Here is a 15,443-nt window from a genome sequence, read left to right as displayed (position 1 = left end):
TAACCCCCCCCCCCCACAGCGCCGCCGCGGGGCCGCTGTAGCGGGCCGGCGGGGGGCGGGGGGGCGGGGCGCCGGGGCCCCGGGGCCGGGGGGGGGGGGGGGCCCCCCCCCCCCCCCCCCCCGCCCCTCTCTCCCCGCCCCTCTCTCCCTGGCCCGCTCTCCCCGGCCCTCTCTTCCCGGCTCCCTCGCACGCCCGCTCGAACACTCGCTTGCACCGGAAGGTGATCGGACCCGAAGGGAAGCACCCCCCATGCCCGTACCCGGTTCACCGCCGCCCGTCGCGCTCGCCGCCGGCGCCTGGGGCGACGCGGCGCTCAAGTTCGGCAACACCCTCGGCGCCGTCGCCGGCTTCCTCGGCATCCTGCTGGTGGTCTTCTTCGTCGCCGGCCGCGCCCGGGGTCGGCTCGCCCGCCCGCTGGCCGTCCTGGTGTTCCTCGGCCCGGCCGTGCTGCTCCTGCTCGTCGGCCTGGTGGTGCCGCTGGTGCGCACCGTCTTCCTGAGCCTGCACAACGACGACGGCAGCCGGTTCGTCGGCGGCGACAACTTCCGGTGGGCGTTCACCTCGGACGACGTGCGGCACGTGCTGGTCAACACCCTGCTGTGGCTGGCGGTCGTCCCGCTGGTGGCGACGGGCCTGGGCCTGCTGCTGGCGCTGATGGTGGACCGGATGCGCGGCCAGTCGGTCTACAAGTCGCTGATCTTCATGCCGATGGCGATCTCGCTGGTCGGCGCGTCGATCATCTTCAAGTTCGTCTACGAGTCGCGCGGCCCCGGGCAGCGGCAGATCGGCCTGCTCAGCCAGGTCGCCGTGAGTCTGGGCTGGGACGATCCGCCGAACTGGATGCTCTCCCAGCCGCTGAACACCTTCCTGCTGATGGCCGTGATGGTCTGGGTGCAGACGGGCTTCGCGATGGTGGTCCTGTCCGCGGCGATCAAGGCGATCCCCTCCGAGGTGGTGGAGGCGGCCCGGCTGGACGGCGCGAGCGGGGCGCGGCTGTTCTGGTACGTCACCGTGCCGATGATCCGCACCACGGTGATGGTCGTCCTGACCACCGTCATGATCATCACCCTGAAGTGCTTCGACATCGTCCGCACCATGACCGGCGGCAACTTCGGCACCCAGGTGCTGGCCAACGAGATGTACTCGCAGTCCTTCTCGCAGTTCAACGACGGGCGGGGCAGCGCCCTGGCGGTGCTGCTCTTCCTGGCCGTGCTGCCCCTGGTGGCCTACAACATCGTCCAGTTGCGGAAGGAGCGTGAGGTGCGGTGAGCGCGCTGATCAGGGCGGAGGGGCGGGAGGGTCCGGCACGGTCGGTGCGCAGGGCCTTCGGCTCCCCGCTGGCCTCGGTGTTCGTGATCGCGATGACGGTGCTGTGGACGATCCCGACGCTCGGCCTGCTGGTCACCTCCCTGCGCCCCAAGCAGGACGTGACGGCCGACGGCTGGTGGAACGCCCTCCTGCACCCGGACTTCGGCCTCGGCAACTACCACTCGGTGCTCTTCGAGGGCGGCTCCGGCGTCTCCACCGGGCTGATGCCGTACCTGGTGAACTCGCTGGCGATCAGCATCCCGGCGACGGTGTTCCCGCTGGTGCTGGCGGCGATGGCCGCGTACGTGCTGGCCTGGGTGCGGTTCCGGGGCAGCGACGCGGTGTTCCTGACCGTCTTCGGGCTCCAGGTGGTGCCGCTGCAGATGGCGCTGATCCCGCTGTTGCGGCTGTTCTCCGGCGGTGCGCACCTGGGCGCGCTGACGCTGATCCCGGCGGTGGACCTCAAGGGCAGCTACGCGCCGGTCTGGCTGGCCCACACCATGTTCGCGCTGCCGCTGGCGGTGTTCCTGCTGCACAACTTCATCGCCCAGCTGCCGCGGGACCTGATGGAGGCGGCGGTGGTGGACGGCGCCTCGCACTTCCGGATCTTCCGCTCGATCGTGCTGCCGCTGTGCACCCCGGCGCTGGCCTCGTTCGCGATCTTCCAGTTCCTGTGGGTCTGGAACGACCTGCTAGTCGCGCTGACCTTCGCCGGGGGCACCCCGGAGGTGGCGCCGATGACGGTGCGGCTGGCGCAGCTGTCCGGGTCGTTCGGCGGGCGCTGGGAGCTGCTGACGGCGGGGGCGTTCCTGTCGATCATCGTGCCGCTGGGGGTGTTCTTCGGCCTGCAGCGGTACTTCGTGCGGGGGCTGCTGGCGGGGTCGGTGAAGGGCTGAGCGCGTGCCGCGCGAAGCGCAACGCGTACGGCCGGCCGGGAGAGTCCCGGCCGGCCGTACGCGTGTGTCGTCGGTCGTCAGCGCATCGCGCCGTCAGTGCACCGCGTCGTCAGTGCATCGCGCCGTCAGTGCATCGCGCCGTCAGTGCATCGCGACGCCGGCGGCGGAGCCCTGCAGGTCGCTGGCCTTGGCCTTGATCGCGAAGACCGCGACCAGGAAGGCGACGCCGGCGAGGGCGGCGCCCACGATGAAGCCGTGCGAGATGCCCTGGGTCAGCACCATGTTGGCGGCCTCGGTGCCCTGCGGGAAGTTGTGGTTCTCCTTGAAGTAGGCGAGCTGTTCCGGCGTCGCCGTCTTCAGGAACTTCGGCACCTGAACAGCGGCCTCGTCCTTGGCGTAGGTGGCGAAGACCGTGGTCAGGATCGACAGGCCGAGCGAACCACCGATCTGCTGCATGGAGTTGAGCAGGCCGGAGGCGGCGCCGGTCTCCTCGCCGGCCACGCCCGAGACGGTGATCAGCATGACCGGGACGAAGATCATTCCCATGCCGAGGCCGAAGACGACCGTGGGGCCGAAGACGCCGTCCAGGTAGCCGCTGTCCTTGTTCATCTGCGTCAGCCAGGCGAGACCGACGGTGACGAGGAACGCGCCGCCCGCCATGAAGGGCTTCGGGCCGTACTTGGCCTGGAGCTGGGAGGCGAGCTGGGCGGTGATGATGATCGCGACGCTGATCGGCAGGAAGGAGACGCCGGCCTTCAACGGGCTGTAGCCGAGCGGTCCCTGTACGAACAGCACGACGTAGAAGAAGATGCCGAACATGGCCGCGGCGATGCAGAGCATCATCACCAGGCTGCCGGTGCGGTTGCGGTCGGCGAACAGGTGCAGCGGGGTGATCGGCTGGGCCGTGCGCCTCTCGATCACGATGAACGCGGCGACCAGGATCGCGCCTCCCACGAAGGAGCCGATCGTGACCGGGTCCGACCAGCCGTCCGAGGCGGCGCGGATGAACCCGTAGACGAGGCCCACCAGGCCGAGCGTCGAGGTCATCGCGCCGGGCAGGTCGAACTTGCCGGCGATGCGCGGCGATTCGGTGATGTAGCGCGGCGCGGCGACGGCGATCAGGATCGCGATCGGCACGTTGACGAAGAACACCCAGCGCCAGTTCAGGTACTCGGTGAGCAGACCGCCGGCGAGCAGGCCGATCGCCGCGCCCGAGCCGGCCACCGCGGAGAAGACGCCGAACGCCTTGTTGCGTTCCGGCCCCTCCTCGAAGTTGGTGGCGATCAGGGCGAAGGCCGTCGGCGAGCAGATCGCGCCGCCGATGCCCTGCAGGGCGCGGGCCGCCAGCAGCAGGCCGCTGTCCTGCGCGAAGCCGCCGAGCAGGGAGGCCAGGCCGAAGAGCAGGGTGCCGAAGATGAACACCCGGCGGCGGCCGAGGATGTCGCCCGCGCGGCCGCCGAGCAGCAGCAGCCCGCCGAAGGTCAGCGTGTAGGCGTTGATGACCCAGGACAGGTCGGTGGTCGAGAACTTGAGCGCGTCCTGGATGTGCGGCAGCGCGATGTTCACGATGGTGGCGTCGAGCACCACCATCAGCTGTGTGGCCGCGATGACCGTCAGGGTGAGGTTCTTGCCGCGGCCCTGCTGCGGCTGCGACTGCTTGTGGAGAGTGTCGGAGATAGCCACGAAATGTGCCCCCTGCTGGCTATGTGTTGTGGTGCTGCGGTACTCGGTGCCCCGGTAGCCAAGGAACGGGATCGTTCACTAATCGGGACGATATCCTGGCCCTGATTGTGAACGCAAGCGTTCCTTAAAGGAGTGGGTGGATGACGGCGGTGGATCGCTTGGTGCGGCGGCGGGGGAAGGAGCTGGAGAACGCGATCTTCGAAGCGACGCTCGACCAGCTCACCTCCGGCGGGTTCGCACGCCTGACGATGGAAGGGGTCGCCGCTGCGGCGCGGACCGGGAAGGCGGCGCTGTACCGGCGGTGGGGGTCCAAGGTCGAACTCGTCATCGACTCCCTGGACGCCACTCTCCCACGCCCTCGCGCGGTGCCCGACCTCGGGTCCACCCGGGCCGAATTGCTGCAGCTCATCGAGCTGTTCGCGGCCGCCTCGGGCTCGCGGGTGGGCGCCGCCATCCACGCGCTCATGGGGGAGGTCTCCCAGCAACAGGCCGAGATGTTCAAGGACTTCCTCATGGGCCGGGTGATCGATCCGACCACCGAGACCGTCCTCGACATCCTGCGCCGCGGCGTCGAACGCGGCGACGTCCGGCCCGGGGCGGACACCCCGATGGTCGCCGACGTCGTACCGGCGATGCTCTTCTACCACGTCAAGGCGACCGGCGCGGAGCCGATGCCGGACGACTACGCGAGCCGGCTGGTGGACGAGGTGCTGATGCCGATGGTCGGGCGGTAGCCGGCCGGAGTGGCCGGGGCGTGAACGGGCTTAGGCTGGAGACCGCCTCAGTCGAACGGAAGCCGCCATGCCCATCGTCCCCCCGACACACTCCGTCGAGCGCTCGCTCCGCCGGGCCGGCGCCAAGGTCGTGGTCGGGCTGGACGAAGTCGGGCGCGGCGCCTGGGCCGGGCCGGTCACGGTGGGCGCCGCCGTCACCGGTCTGCACCGGGCGCCGGAGGGGCTGACCGACTCCAAGCTGCTCACCGAACTGCGCCGCCAGGCGCTCGCCCCCGTCCTCGCGGACTGGGTCACCGCCTACGCGCTCGGGTCCGCCTCCCCGCAGGAGTGCGACGAACTCGGCATGACGGCGGCGCTGCGGCTGGCCGCCGTCCGCGCGCTGGAGGCCCTGCCCGTCGAGCCGGACGCGGTCATCCTGGACGGCAAGCACGACTACCTGGGCGGCCCCTGGCGGGTGCGCACGGTGATCAAGGGCGACCAGTCCTGCATCTGCGTGGCCGCCGCCTCCGTCCTCGCCAAGGTCCACCGCGACGGACTGATGGCCGAACTCGGCGAGACGCACCCCGAATTCGCCTTCGCCGACAACGCCGGCTACCCGTCCCCGGTGCACCGCGCCGCGCTGGAGGAGTACGGCCCCACCGAACACCACCGGCTCTCCTGGGCGTACCTGGACGCGCTCCCGAAGTGGCGCCACCTCAAGCGCGTTCGGGACGTCGACGGCGCCGCGCAGGGGTGCGCCGACGAACAGTTGACGCTCGGTTTCTGACGTTCCGTCGGGAATCGCCTGGGTGTGGAGTCGAACCGTGCGGCGTTCAATGGGTGGGGCGCCCGTGCGCGTTCGACCGGCATTTGATAGATATCCGGGTATGCCTGTCTTCCCCGAGGAGCCGGAGATTCACGAGAGCCTCCCGGGCCCCGGCGTTCCCTTCCCCCGCGAGTCGGACGCACAAGCCCCCAACACGCCTGCCATCGGCGGCGCTCCTGCCACCGCACCCTCCACTGTTGCCGCCCCCGTGCCCGGCCCCCGCCAGGCACCGCGCCCGGTACCGCCGGGGGCCGCCGAGCCCGGCCCGCCGCGCCCGATCCCCAAGCCCGGGCCGCGCCTCCCGGCACCCGCCGCACCGCAGGTCGAGGTCCGGCGCATCGCCGCCGGCCCGGCCCAGGCGCTGGACCTCGCCGACGAGGCGGTCGACCAGTTGCTGGACTCGGGCCGTGACCCGGGCCAGATCCTGGTGCTGACGGTCGGCGAGGCGCACCCCTGGCAGCAGCACGAGGTCTCCTTCGGTGAGGAGCGCTACTGGGCGCAGCTCGCCGAAGGCGGCGACGTGTTCTACGCGGACGCCAAGTTCGGCCGCCAGGTCCGCCGCGAGGTGGTCGTCCTGGTGGTCAACGGCGGACCGGCCGCCCGGGCCGTCGAGGCGTACGCCGAGGCGCTGGGGCGCGCGACCGCGCTGCTCGTGGTCTGCGGCGACGCGGGCCCCGCGGCCGGCGCCGCGCGGGGGCGGCGGGGTGCCGGGGCGCGGTCCGACCGGCTGAAGGTCTGACCGGGCGGGCGCTCGACCGGTTTCCTGCCTTAGTGCCTTAGCGCCTGCCTGCCTGAGTACCTGAGTGCCTGACCGGCCGACCGCCTGATCGGTGGTCGGCCGTCCGGCTGTTCGCTGCGGCGCCGGGCCCGGAGCCGTGCGGCGCCGGGCCCGCTGTCCGTCCGTTACGGGATCAGCGGGTGCCGGTGCGCCGGGTCGGTTCCACGGCCGAGATCCGCGCCGGGGTCCACGGGCCCTCGGTCGGGAGGGCGAGCGGTCCGCCCTCGCCGCGGCGGGCCTGGTCGATCGTCTGCCTGGTCCGGCGGCCACGCGCCGCTTCGTCCAGCGCCGACCGGGGCGGCAGCTCCGTCACGGTGTGCACCGGCCCGTCCGCCCACGAACCCGCGTGCGGATTGCGCCCGCCGCGTCCGTCCCCGAGGATCTGCCAGCCCGCCGGGGTGAGCCCGATGTACGAGCCGGAGCGCAGCCCGTGCAGCACGGAGGCGTCGCGCAGCGCCCACATCCAGGCGCCGTCCTGCTCCGTCCAGCCGGGTGCGCCCTCGCGGCAGCGCAGCAGCACGGCCGTCCGGGTCGGCTGGGCGAGCCGCAGGTCGTGCGGGGTGATCCGGCGCAGCTGGGTGAGCAGTGTGTTGCGGTGCTGCCAGCCGTCGGAGTCGTGCGGCCAGGGGGTGAAGGAGGCCGAGGCGGTGAGGTGGTGGAGCGCGTCCAGGACGGCGACCACGACCGTGCCCGGCTGGGGCAGGTGCCGTTGGTGCAGCTCCAGCACGAAGTCGCGCGGATCTCGCAGCAGCGGAATCCCCCCGGCCCTCCAGCCCTCCATGTCGAGCAGTCTTCTGCCCTCGGAACCCCTGGTGAGGGGATTCTGACCGGGGTCGCTGCCGCTGATCACGATCCTCCTTCCTGGCCCGAGGGAAGGCCGATGCCTGGGTACGCCGAAGGGCGGGTCCGACGGACCTGATTTCGGGTACCCTCCGATTCTCGCGGAATCCGGGGTGAAGCGGCAATGACGAAATGATGAACGCCACCGGATGGCTCTGTGTCGGGAGGGTGTGCTCCGGTGTCCGTCGAGTCGCGGCCGACCAGCTGATGACCTTGATCCGAGCGGTATGCGGCGAGCAGTGAACCGTTCGGTGCATGGTGACCGGTCCATTCCGTCCGGATGCCCTGTGTGATCGAAGTCGCTCGGTTGTGATCCTTTCCGTTAGGCCATTCGAGTGATGGCGGGATGGAACCGGTGGCTGCGTCCCGGTTCGATCAACTCCCCCCACTCACCCCTGCACCGCCAGCACCAGCGGCAGCACCGCGCTCGCCCCGGCCCGGCGCAGCAGCCGGGCGGCCACGGTGACCGTCCACCCCGAGTCGACCAGGTCGTCCACCAGCAGCACCGGCCCGCCGGCCGCCGCCACCGCCTGCTCCACCTCCGGAGACAGCATCAGCGCCCCGGCCAGGGCGTTCAGCCGCTGGGCGCTGTTGCTGCGCGCCCCGTGCGGCGGCTGCCCGCCCGCGTACTCGATCCGGCCGAGCAGCGGCAGCCGCCCGATCTCGGCGATCCGCGCGCCGAGGCTGCCGACCAGCTGCGGGCGTGAGGAGGAGGCCATGGTGACCACGCCGACCGGCCGCTCCAGCCGGGCACCCTCCGAGGTGGCCGGTCCGGCCCAGCCGCCCGGCCCGCGCGCCCAGTCCGCCAGCACCGTCACCAGCGCGTCCACCGCCTCGCCGGGTACGGGGACGTCCGGCGCCTGCTCGGCCAGCAGGGTGCGCAGCCGGTTGCCCCAGCCGATGTCGGAGAGCCGGCCCAGCGCCCGGCCGCTCTCGGCCTGCTCGCCCGCCGGGATGCGGCCCTTGAGCGGCACGCCGAGCGCGTCCATCCCGGTCGGCCACAGCCGGCGCGGCTCGAAGGGCACACCGGGGCGTCCGAGCGCGGCCCGGGCGGCGGCGAGGGTCTCCTCGGAGACGTCGGGGGTGTGGCGCGGCCCCGCGCAGGTGTCGCACCGCCCGCAGGGCGCGGCCTGCTCGTCGTCCAGCTGCCGGCGCAGGAACTCCATCCGGCAGCCGGTGGTCGCCGCGTACTCGCGCATCGCCCGCTGCTCGGCCTCCCGGGAGGCGGCGACCTTGGCGTAGCGGGCGGCGTCGTACGCCCAGCTCTCGCCGGTGGCCGTCCAGCCGCCCTTGACCCGGCGGACGGCGCCGTCCACGTCGAGCACCTTGAGCATGGTCTCCAGCCGGGCGCGGCGCAGGTCCACCCGGGGCTCCAGGGCGGCGGTGGAGAGCGGGCGGCCGGCCTCGGCCAGGGCGTCGATGGTGCGGCGCACCTGCTCCTCGGGCGGGAAGGCGAGCGAGGCGAAGTAGCGCCAGATCGCCTCGTCCTCGCGGCCGGGCAGCAGCAGCACCTCGGCCCGGTCGACGCCGCGCCCGGCCCGGCCGACCTGCTGGTAGTAGGCGATGGGCGAACTGGGCGAGCCCAGGTGGACGACGAAGCCGAGGTCGGGCTTGTCGAAGCCCATGCCCAGGGCGGAGGTGGCGACCAGGGCCTTGACCCGGTTGGCCAGCAGGTCGGCCTCGGCGGTGCGGCGTTCGGCGTCCTCGGTGCGGCCCGAGTAGGAGGCGACCGCGAAGCCGCGCTCGCGCAGGAAGGCCGTGACCTCCTCGGCGGCGGCCACCGTCAGGGTGTAGACGATGCCCGAGCCCGGCAGCCGGTCGAGGTGGTCGGCCAGCCAGGCGAGCCGGTGCGCCGGGTCGGACAGCGACAGCACGCCCAGGGTGAGGCTCTCCCGGTCGAGCGGGCCGCGCAGCACCAGCGCGTCGGTGTCCGTGGCGCCGGTGCCCAGCTGCTCGGCGACGTCGGCGGTGACCCGGGCGTTGGCGGTGGCGGTGGTGGCCAGCACGGGCACGCCGGGCGGCAGATCGGCGAGCATGGTGCGCAGCCGCCGGTAGTCGGGGCGGAAGTCGTGACCCCAGTCGGAGATGCAGTGGGCCTCGTCGACCACCAGCAGGCCCGTGGAGGCGGCCAGCTTGGGCAGCACCTGGTCCCGGAAGTCGGGGTTGTTCAGCCGCTCCGGGCTGACGAGCAGGATGTCGACCTCGCCGGCGGCGACCTCGGCCTGGATCCCGTCCCACTCGTCGGCGTTGGCGGAGTTGATGGTGCGGGCGTGGATGCCGGCCCTGGCCGCCGACTCGACCTGGTTGCGCATCAGGGCGAGCAGCGGGGAGACGATCACCGTCGGCCCGGAGCCCCGGGCGCGGAGCAGGGCGGTGGCGACGAAGTAGACCGCGGACTTGCCCCAGCCGGTGCGCTGGACGACCAGGGCGCGGCGGTGGTCGACCACGAGGGCCTCGATGGCCGTCCACTGGTCCTCGCGCAGGGCGGCGCCCGCCCCGGCGAGCTCGCGCAGGACGGCCTCGGCCCGCGCCCTGACCTCGGCGCGGTCGGCGGTGGTGGCGGTGGTGTGCATCTCGGGCTGCTGCATGGCCCCGATGTAACCCCATGCCGGTGACAAGGGGCGAATGCCGGCGGGGGAGGGGGTGGCGAAGGTGAGGTGTCTTTCATCCGCTCATCAGTTGAACGCGCGGTTTTCTTCGCCCGGGGGAGTGACGCGGATATCCGCCGAACGAGGGAAGAGGCATTTCCCCCCGGGGTTATCCACAGGAATCGGAAAGATTCGTCGGCCTCGGCGGATCACACTCCACTCTTGCGGCCATGAACGCGATGAACAACGAACCCGTCACCCTGTCCCTCGGCCCGGCCTCCGGCCACCGGCCGGTCGTCATGCGGGGGCCGGCCGACATGGCCGAGCTCCTGCCCTACCTCCTGGGGTTCCACCCCGACGACAGCATCGTCGCGGTCGGACTCCAGGGCCCCGACCTGCACCAGGGCGGCGTGATCCGGGCGGACATCCCGGCCTCGCCCGCCCAGTGGTCCGCCGCGGCGGACGAGACGGCGGCCCTGCTGGTGGCGCTCTCCGAGCGGCACGGCGGTCCGCCGGTCCAGGTGCTCCTCTATCTCTGCCAGGACTCCACCTCGCCGCACGGCCCGCCGGTCGCGGAGGGGCTGCGGCCCCTGGCGGAGGACCTGCGCGCCGCCTTCGCACGCCGGGGAGTGGCGGTCAAGGAGTCGCTGTGCGTCTCCGACGGCCGCTGGCGGTCCTTCCTCTGCCGGGGCGAGGGCTGCTGCGACCCGGCGGGCACGCCGGTGCGCAGCGGTCCGGCCCCGGGCCCGGCGGCGGCCGCGGCGACGGTCGCCGGCCTGGTCCCGCGCGGCAGCCGCAAGGCGATCGTCGGCGCCCTGGCCCCGATCGGCCCGCCGGGGGCCGAGGCCCAGCGGGCGGCGCTGGAGCGGGCCCTGGCCGGGACCGTCTCCCTCGGCCAGGGCGCCGCCCTGCTGGACCAGGCGTTCGCCGAGTTCGCGGCCGGTGGCCGGGAGCTCGACGAGGAGCGGGCGGCCCGGCTGCTGGTCGCCCTGCGGGACCGCCTCACCCGGGACCGTGGCGTCGAGTACGCCCGCCCCGCCGAGCTGGCCCCGGCCGAGCGGCTCTGGCGCTTCCTAGCCCGGCGCGCCGTGCCGCCGTACGAGGACTGCGCGGTGGCCCCGCTCACCCTGCTCGCCTGGGCCTCCTGGGTCGCGGGGGACACGGCGACGGCCCGGGTCGTGCTCGGCCACGTCCTGCGGCTCGCCCCGGGCTACCTGCTCGCCGAGCTGCTGTACGAGTCGCTCAACGACGGTATGGCCCCCCAGGCGTTGATGACGGCCGTCGAGGCCCAGCGGCGCCGCCGCGAGGCACGCGAGGCACGCGAGGCAAGGGAGGAAAAGGAGGCCTGTGCGGCGGCTCCCGTCGATCCCCCGGAGGAGGCACCCGGCCCGGGCCCGGCCGCGGGTGCCCCGGCGGGGCGCCGCCGTCGCCGGGGCGGCCGCCGCAGGGGCGGGGCACCGCTCACCGCGGCGGGCGGGAGCGCCGCCGAGGGTGGCAGCGGGCCCGCTCCGGGCGGTGCGTCGGTGGGTGAGCCGGACTCGGGGCCGGTCGCGCTGCTCCCCTCGCCCCGGTGCGCTCCCGAGGCGGACCACTCCGGGCAGCGGCCCGCCCGGGGCGTGCGCCTGGGCCGGCAGTCGGCCTGCGCCTCGGCCGAGGCGCGCCGTGCCGAGGCCGACCACTGCCGGGGCGCCCGGCGGGCGGGGAGAGGAGGCCGCCATGCGCGCTGACCTCTTCGCCGCCCCGCCGGGCCGGTGGGGGCTACGAGGACAGGGGAGGCCGGGGAGGCTACGCCTCTCCGTGGGCCATCTTGATCAGGCGGTCGAGCACCTTGCCGCCGCTGGCCCGCAGACCGTCGTGCTCCCACTCGTTGGTGACCCACGCCCGCAGACCGCGCACCGTGCGGGCGGTGGCCAGCGAGTCGGCGGCCGCCACGTACATGTCGTCGTGGTAGACGGCCGCCGTGACGGGCACGGTGTTCTCGGCCAGGCGCGCCGGGTCGTACAGGTCGGGCCAGTCGGTGCGGGCGGCGAGCAGCTCGGCCGCCTCCTTCAGCGGGCGCAGCGCCGGGTCGGTGTCGAACATCCAGGGGTAGATCATCTCCCCGGTGAACAGCACCGGGGCGTCGGTCTCCAGCGCGGCCCGGGCGTCGAACGGCGGGAACTCCCGGCGGACGCGCTCGGCGGCCCAGGCGGTGGCGCCGCCGCCGTCCACGGACCGCTGGCCGTAGATCGACTCGTGCAGCACGGCGTACAGCGGGCCGCCCGCGAAGGAGAGCTGGGCCTGGGCGCCGGCGAGGAAGGTGTCGGAGAGCTCGGGCCCGGCGGCGCCCTCCACCCACGCCTCCTCCAGCAGGTGGTGCAGGGCGCCGGAGCCGCTGCCGCCGCCCAGCATCAGTCCGAGCGCCTGGAACGCTTCCACGGTGAGCAGCCCGCCGCCCGGGAGGGCGGCGGGGGCCTCGGCGAGGTGCGCGGCGATCCGGCGCACCGCCTCGACGTCCCCGGGGAAGCGGGCGTAGTGGTCCTCGTTCTTGCGGAGCACCTGGCGGTAGGTGGCCCGGTAGACGTCGTCCGCCCCGGTCCGCAGGCCCGCGAGGCCGCCGGTCACGAACGCCTCGGTCAGGCCCTCGGGGAAGTAGGAGAGGTAGGTGAGGGTGCAGAAGCCGCCGAAGCTCTGGCCGAGCAGGCTCCAGCGGCGGTCGGCGCCGAGCAGCCGGTGCCGGATGAATTCGGCGTCGCGCACGATCGAGTCCGCGCGGAAGTGGGCCAGGTAGTCGGCCTGCTCCTTGGCGCCGCCGCGCCGCGCGAGCGTCTGCCGGGTCGCGGGGGTGGAGCGCCCGGTGCCGCGCTGGTCGAGCAGGAGGACGCGGTAGTCGTCCAGGGCGCGGTCGAGCCAGGCGTCCCGGCCGAGCGGGCGGGGGGACTTCCCGCCGGGCCCGCCCTGGAGGAAGAGCAGCCAGGGCAGGTCGTCCTTCTCGCGGCCGGCGGCGACCACCTCGCGGGCGTACACCTCGATCCGCTCGCCCTCCGGGGCGGCGTGGTCGAGGGGCACCTGGAAGACGTGATCGGTCGTGACAATCCCGGGCAGCCGGCTGACGGTGGACATGCAACTCCTCGGTCTCTGCTGGTCACAGCGGTCGCGCCACCGATCACGGGGTCACCGGGCGGGGGCGCCGCGACCCCCGCACCGTATCCTGACCGCGGCCGGGCGGTGGTTCGGCCTCCACCCACCGGTACGGGCACCGGGCGCGGTGCGGAGACCGGCCGCGGCGCCCCGGGGGGAGGGGCGCGGGCGTGACCTGGAGGCGGCCCGCGGCGTTCACCCCTGGGGCCCGCACCCGTGGACGGTGGGAGCGGCGCCCGTGCGTCGGAGGTGTGACGGCGAGGTGACGGCCCCGTGTGCCAGAGGATCGCGCCGGGCCTTAAGGTCGGCGCGGCGCGTCACCACCGGACCGGACCGGTGCGGCGCACCGCATGGCAGGGCCCGGCACCGGGTACGGCCAGGCACGGCAATCCGTCGGCGGGACAGCCCGCCGGCCCGGCACCATCAGCACGCGATCGAGCACGCTCGCGGCCCACCGGCCAGACCCGGCCACCGGACCGCCGAGGGAGGAGAGTCCGGTGACCGCCTTGAGGCCACCACAGGCCCTGCCGGCCGAGACCGTGGTCGGCGCGCCGCGACCGGCCCCGCCGGCCGTACCCGGTGGCGCGCCCGTGGGCCCGGGCCGTCCCCCGGCCCCGCCGCGCCCGCAGCCTCCCGCCGTCCACCACGCGGTGCTCTGCGTCAACGCCCCCGGCATGGCCGCCTCCGGCCCGGACGGCCAGCTGCGCGGCCACGGCCTGCACGGCTTCTACCAGCACGGCGTCCGGGTGCTCGCCCGGATGGAGCTGCGGCTCGGCGGGATGGAGCCGCTGCCGCTCCAGGGCACCCTGACCAGCGCCGCCCGGGCCCGCTTCCTCGGCGCCGTCCGCCTCCCCGGCGACCTCGACCCGGATCCGGCGCTCACCGTCGAGCGCCTGCGGCACGCGGACGGGGTGGAGACCGTCACGGTCCGCAACACCGGGGCCCGGCCCGCCCGGCTGCCGCTGGAGATCGCCCTGGGCACCGACCTCGGCCCGGTCGCCGAGATCGCCGCCGGCCACCGCCAGCCCGACCTGCCCGGCCAGGTGCAGTCCTCCGGCCTGCGCTGGACGGGCCCGGCGCACAGCGCCGTCGTCAGCGCCAAGCCCTCCCCGCACGCCGTGCTGGCCGGGGCCGGGGTGCTCCGCTGGGACTTGGAGGTGCAGCCCGGCGCCCGCTGGTCGGTCGAACTGCACGTCCAGATCGAGGCCACCGCCCCCGGCCTCCGGCCGCCCGGCGGGCGCGGCACCGGAGTCCCGCTGCCCTGGGCCGAGCCGGAGGTCCGCAGCGACGACCCCCGCGCCGCGTCGCTGGTCACCCGCTCCCTGGACGCCCTCGGTGGGCTGCTGTTCGCCGACCCCGACCGCCCGACCGACCTCTACCCCGCCTCCGGCGCACCCTGGCGCTTCGGCCTCGCCCCGGCCGACGCGCTGTGGGCGGCCCGGCTGACCCTGCCCCTCGGCACCCGGCTCGCCGCCGGCACCCTGCGGGCGCTGGCCCGCCGTCAGCAGCTGGCCCCCGCCCCCGGCCGGGTGGAGGGCCTGCTGCCCGGCGCCCTGCGCCACGGCGGCCCCGAGCTGCCGCCCACCTGCACCGCCACCGAGGCCACCCTGCTGTTCGTCACCGTGCTGGCCGAGGCATGGCGCTGGGGCCTGCCCCCGGCGGAGACGGCCGAACTGCTGCCCGCCGCCGAGCGGGCCCTGGCCGCCCTGAGCGAGGGCCTGGTCGACGGTTTCGTCACCGACCTGAGCCGCCCGGTGGAGGACCGCTCGGCGCACCCCGTGCCCGCCCGCGCCGAGGTCCAGGCGCAGGCCCACCGCGCCGCCCTGCACGGCGCCGAACTGCTGGAGGCGTTCGGCCGCCCGGGAGCCGCGCAGTGGCGCGACTGGGCCGCCGAGCTGCGCGGGCGCTTCCGCGAGCGGTTCTGGGTCGACGACCTGTCCGGCGGCCGTCCCGCCGCCGCGCTCGCCCCCGGAGACCGGCCGCTGCCCGCCCTCGCCTCCTCCCTGGTGCACCTGCTCGACACCGGGCTCGCCGCGGACGGCGGCCGGCACGAGAGCCTGCTGGACCGCGAACAGACCCGGCTGTTCGCCCAGCGCCTGCTCACGCCCGAGCTGGACAGCGGCTGGGGTCTGCGCACCCTCAGCGCCAAGTCCCCCCGGTTCAACCCGCTCGGCCACCGCGGCGGTGCGGTGCGGGTCCACGAGACGGCGCTGGCCGTGGCCGGGCTCGCCGAGGCCGGCCACGAGAACGAGGCGGGCACCCTGCTGGAGGGCCTGCTCGCCGCGGCCGCCCACTTCGAGGGGCGACTGCCCGAGATGTACGCGGGCGAGCAGCGCACCCCGGGCAGCCCGCCGGTGCCCCACCCCGCCGCCTGCCGCCCGGCGGCCGTCTCGGCGGCCGGCGCCGCGCACGCGGTGTTCGCCCTCGCCGGGGTGAGGCCCGACGTCCCCGGCGGTCGCGTCCTGGTGCGCCCCGCCAGCACCGCGCCCCTCGGCGAGCTCGAGCTGACCGGGCTGCGGGTGGCCGGGGAACCGTTCTCGGTCCGGGTGAGCCGGATCGGGGTGGCGATGGTCGAGGAGGCCCCCGAGGAGCTGCAGCTGGTCGCCCGCTGACATCTGACCGACCGGCAGACGGGCGGGCGGCCGGTGCCCGCCCCGTCCGCGCCCCGCCCCTGCTCCGTCCCTGCTCCG

11 protein-coding genes are annotated in these 15,443 nt (G+C 74.5%); 7 read left to right on the top strand and 4 right to left on the bottom strand.

The window, feature by feature from the left end:
* The first annotated feature begins 250 nt into the window (after positions 1 to 250).
* Both ACIBCA_RS32760 and ACIBCA_RS32755 read left to right on the top strand, forming a co-directional pair.
* Positions 251 to 1,270 carry a carbohydrate ABC transporter permease gene (locus ACIBCA_RS32760; RefSeq protein ID WP_396286704.1) on the top strand — a complete coding sequence of 340 codons (1,020 nt, stop codon included), beginning with the start codon at positions 251 to 253 and terminating at the stop codon, positions 1,268 to 1,270.
* Positions 1,267 to 2,205 carry a carbohydrate ABC transporter permease gene (locus ACIBCA_RS32755; protein ID WP_396286703.1) on the top strand — a complete coding sequence of 313 codons (939 nt, stop codon included), beginning with the start codon at positions 1,267 to 1,269 and terminating at the stop codon, positions 2,203 to 2,205. Before ACIBCA_RS32760 ends, ACIBCA_RS32755 begins: the two co-directional genes overlap by 4 nt.
* Before the next feature lie 141 nt (positions 2,206 to 2,346).
* Here ACIBCA_RS32755 and ACIBCA_RS32750 read toward each other — a convergent pair whose 3' ends face one another.
* Complete coding sequence (locus ACIBCA_RS32750; protein ID WP_396286702.1) at positions 2,347 to 3,888, bottom strand: MFS transporter; 1,542 nt, start codon at positions 3,886 to 3,888, stop codon at positions 2,347 to 2,349.
* 140 nt (positions 3,889 to 4,028) lie between these two features.
* Between ACIBCA_RS32750 and ACIBCA_RS32745 the strand changes: the two genes are divergently transcribed.
* From ACIBCA_RS32745 to ACIBCA_RS32735, 3 genes are all read left to right on the top strand, one after another.
* Positions 4,029 to 4,622 (top strand): TetR-like C-terminal domain-containing protein, encoded by a 594-nt coding sequence (locus ACIBCA_RS32745; protein ID WP_396286701.1) that lies wholly within the window; start codon positions 4,029 to 4,031, stop codon positions 4,620 to 4,622.
* A gap of 67 nt (positions 4,623 to 4,689) precedes the next feature.
* Positions 4,690 to 5,388, top strand: coding sequence for a ribonuclease HII (locus tag ACIBCA_RS32740; protein WP_396286700.1), 699 nt, complete (start codon positions 4,690 to 4,692; stop codon positions 5,386 to 5,388).
* Positions 5,389 to 5,488: 100 nt separating this feature from the next.
* Positions 5,489 to 6,166 carry a hypothetical protein gene (locus ACIBCA_RS32735; RefSeq protein ID WP_396286699.1) on the top strand — a complete coding sequence of 226 codons (678 nt, stop codon included), beginning with the start codon at positions 5,489 to 5,491 and terminating at the stop codon, positions 6,164 to 6,166.
* Positions 6,167 to 6,338: 172 nt separating this feature from the next.
* On the opposite strand, the gene ACIBCA_RS32730 is transcribed toward ACIBCA_RS32735, so the two are convergent.
* Together ACIBCA_RS32730 and ACIBCA_RS32725 are read right to left on the bottom strand one after the other, a co-directional pair.
* A complete protein-coding gene (locus tag ACIBCA_RS32730; RefSeq protein ID WP_396286698.1) occupies positions 6,339 to 6,986 on the bottom strand; it encodes a hypothetical protein in 648 nt (215 codons plus the stop codon).
* A 448-nt stretch (positions 6,987 to 7,434) separates the two neighbouring features.
* Entirely contained in the window at positions 7,435 to 9,633 is a 2,199-nt protein-coding gene (locus tag ACIBCA_RS32725) for a RecQ family ATP-dependent DNA helicase (protein WP_396286697.1), read from the bottom strand.
* 230 nt (positions 9,634 to 9,863) lie between these two features.
* Between ACIBCA_RS32725 and ACIBCA_RS32720 the strand changes: the two genes are divergently transcribed.
* Positions 9,864 to 11,360: a DUF4192 domain-containing protein gene (locus tag ACIBCA_RS32720; RefSeq protein ID WP_396286696.1), complete on the top strand. Its 1,497-nt coding sequence runs from the start codon at positions 9,864 to 9,866 to the stop codon at positions 11,358 to 11,360.
* A 58-nt stretch (positions 11,361 to 11,418) separates the two neighbouring features.
* On the opposite strand, the gene ACIBCA_RS32715 is transcribed toward ACIBCA_RS32720, so the two are convergent.
* Complete coding sequence (locus ACIBCA_RS32715) at positions 11,419 to 12,735, bottom strand: alpha/beta fold hydrolase (protein WP_396286695.1); 1,317 nt, start codon at positions 12,733 to 12,735, stop codon at positions 11,419 to 11,421.
* 515 nt (positions 12,736 to 13,250) lie between these two features.
* Between ACIBCA_RS32715 and ACIBCA_RS32710 the strand changes: the two genes are divergently transcribed.
* On the top strand, positions 13,251 to 15,365 hold the full coding sequence (locus ACIBCA_RS32710; protein ID WP_396286694.1) for a glycogen debranching N-terminal domain-containing protein: 2,115 nt from the start codon (positions 13,251 to 13,253) through the stop codon (positions 15,363 to 15,365).
* Positions 15,366 to 15,443: the final 78 nt, after the last annotated feature.

The organism is Kitasatospora sp. NPDC051170 (assembly GCF_044455705.1).
Classification (GTDB): Bacteria; Actinomycetota; Actinomycetes; order Streptomycetales; family Streptomycetaceae; genus Kitasatospora.
The sequence above is the reverse complement of the archived record's forward strand: the minus strand, read 5'-3'. Positions and strand labels throughout refer to the sequence as shown.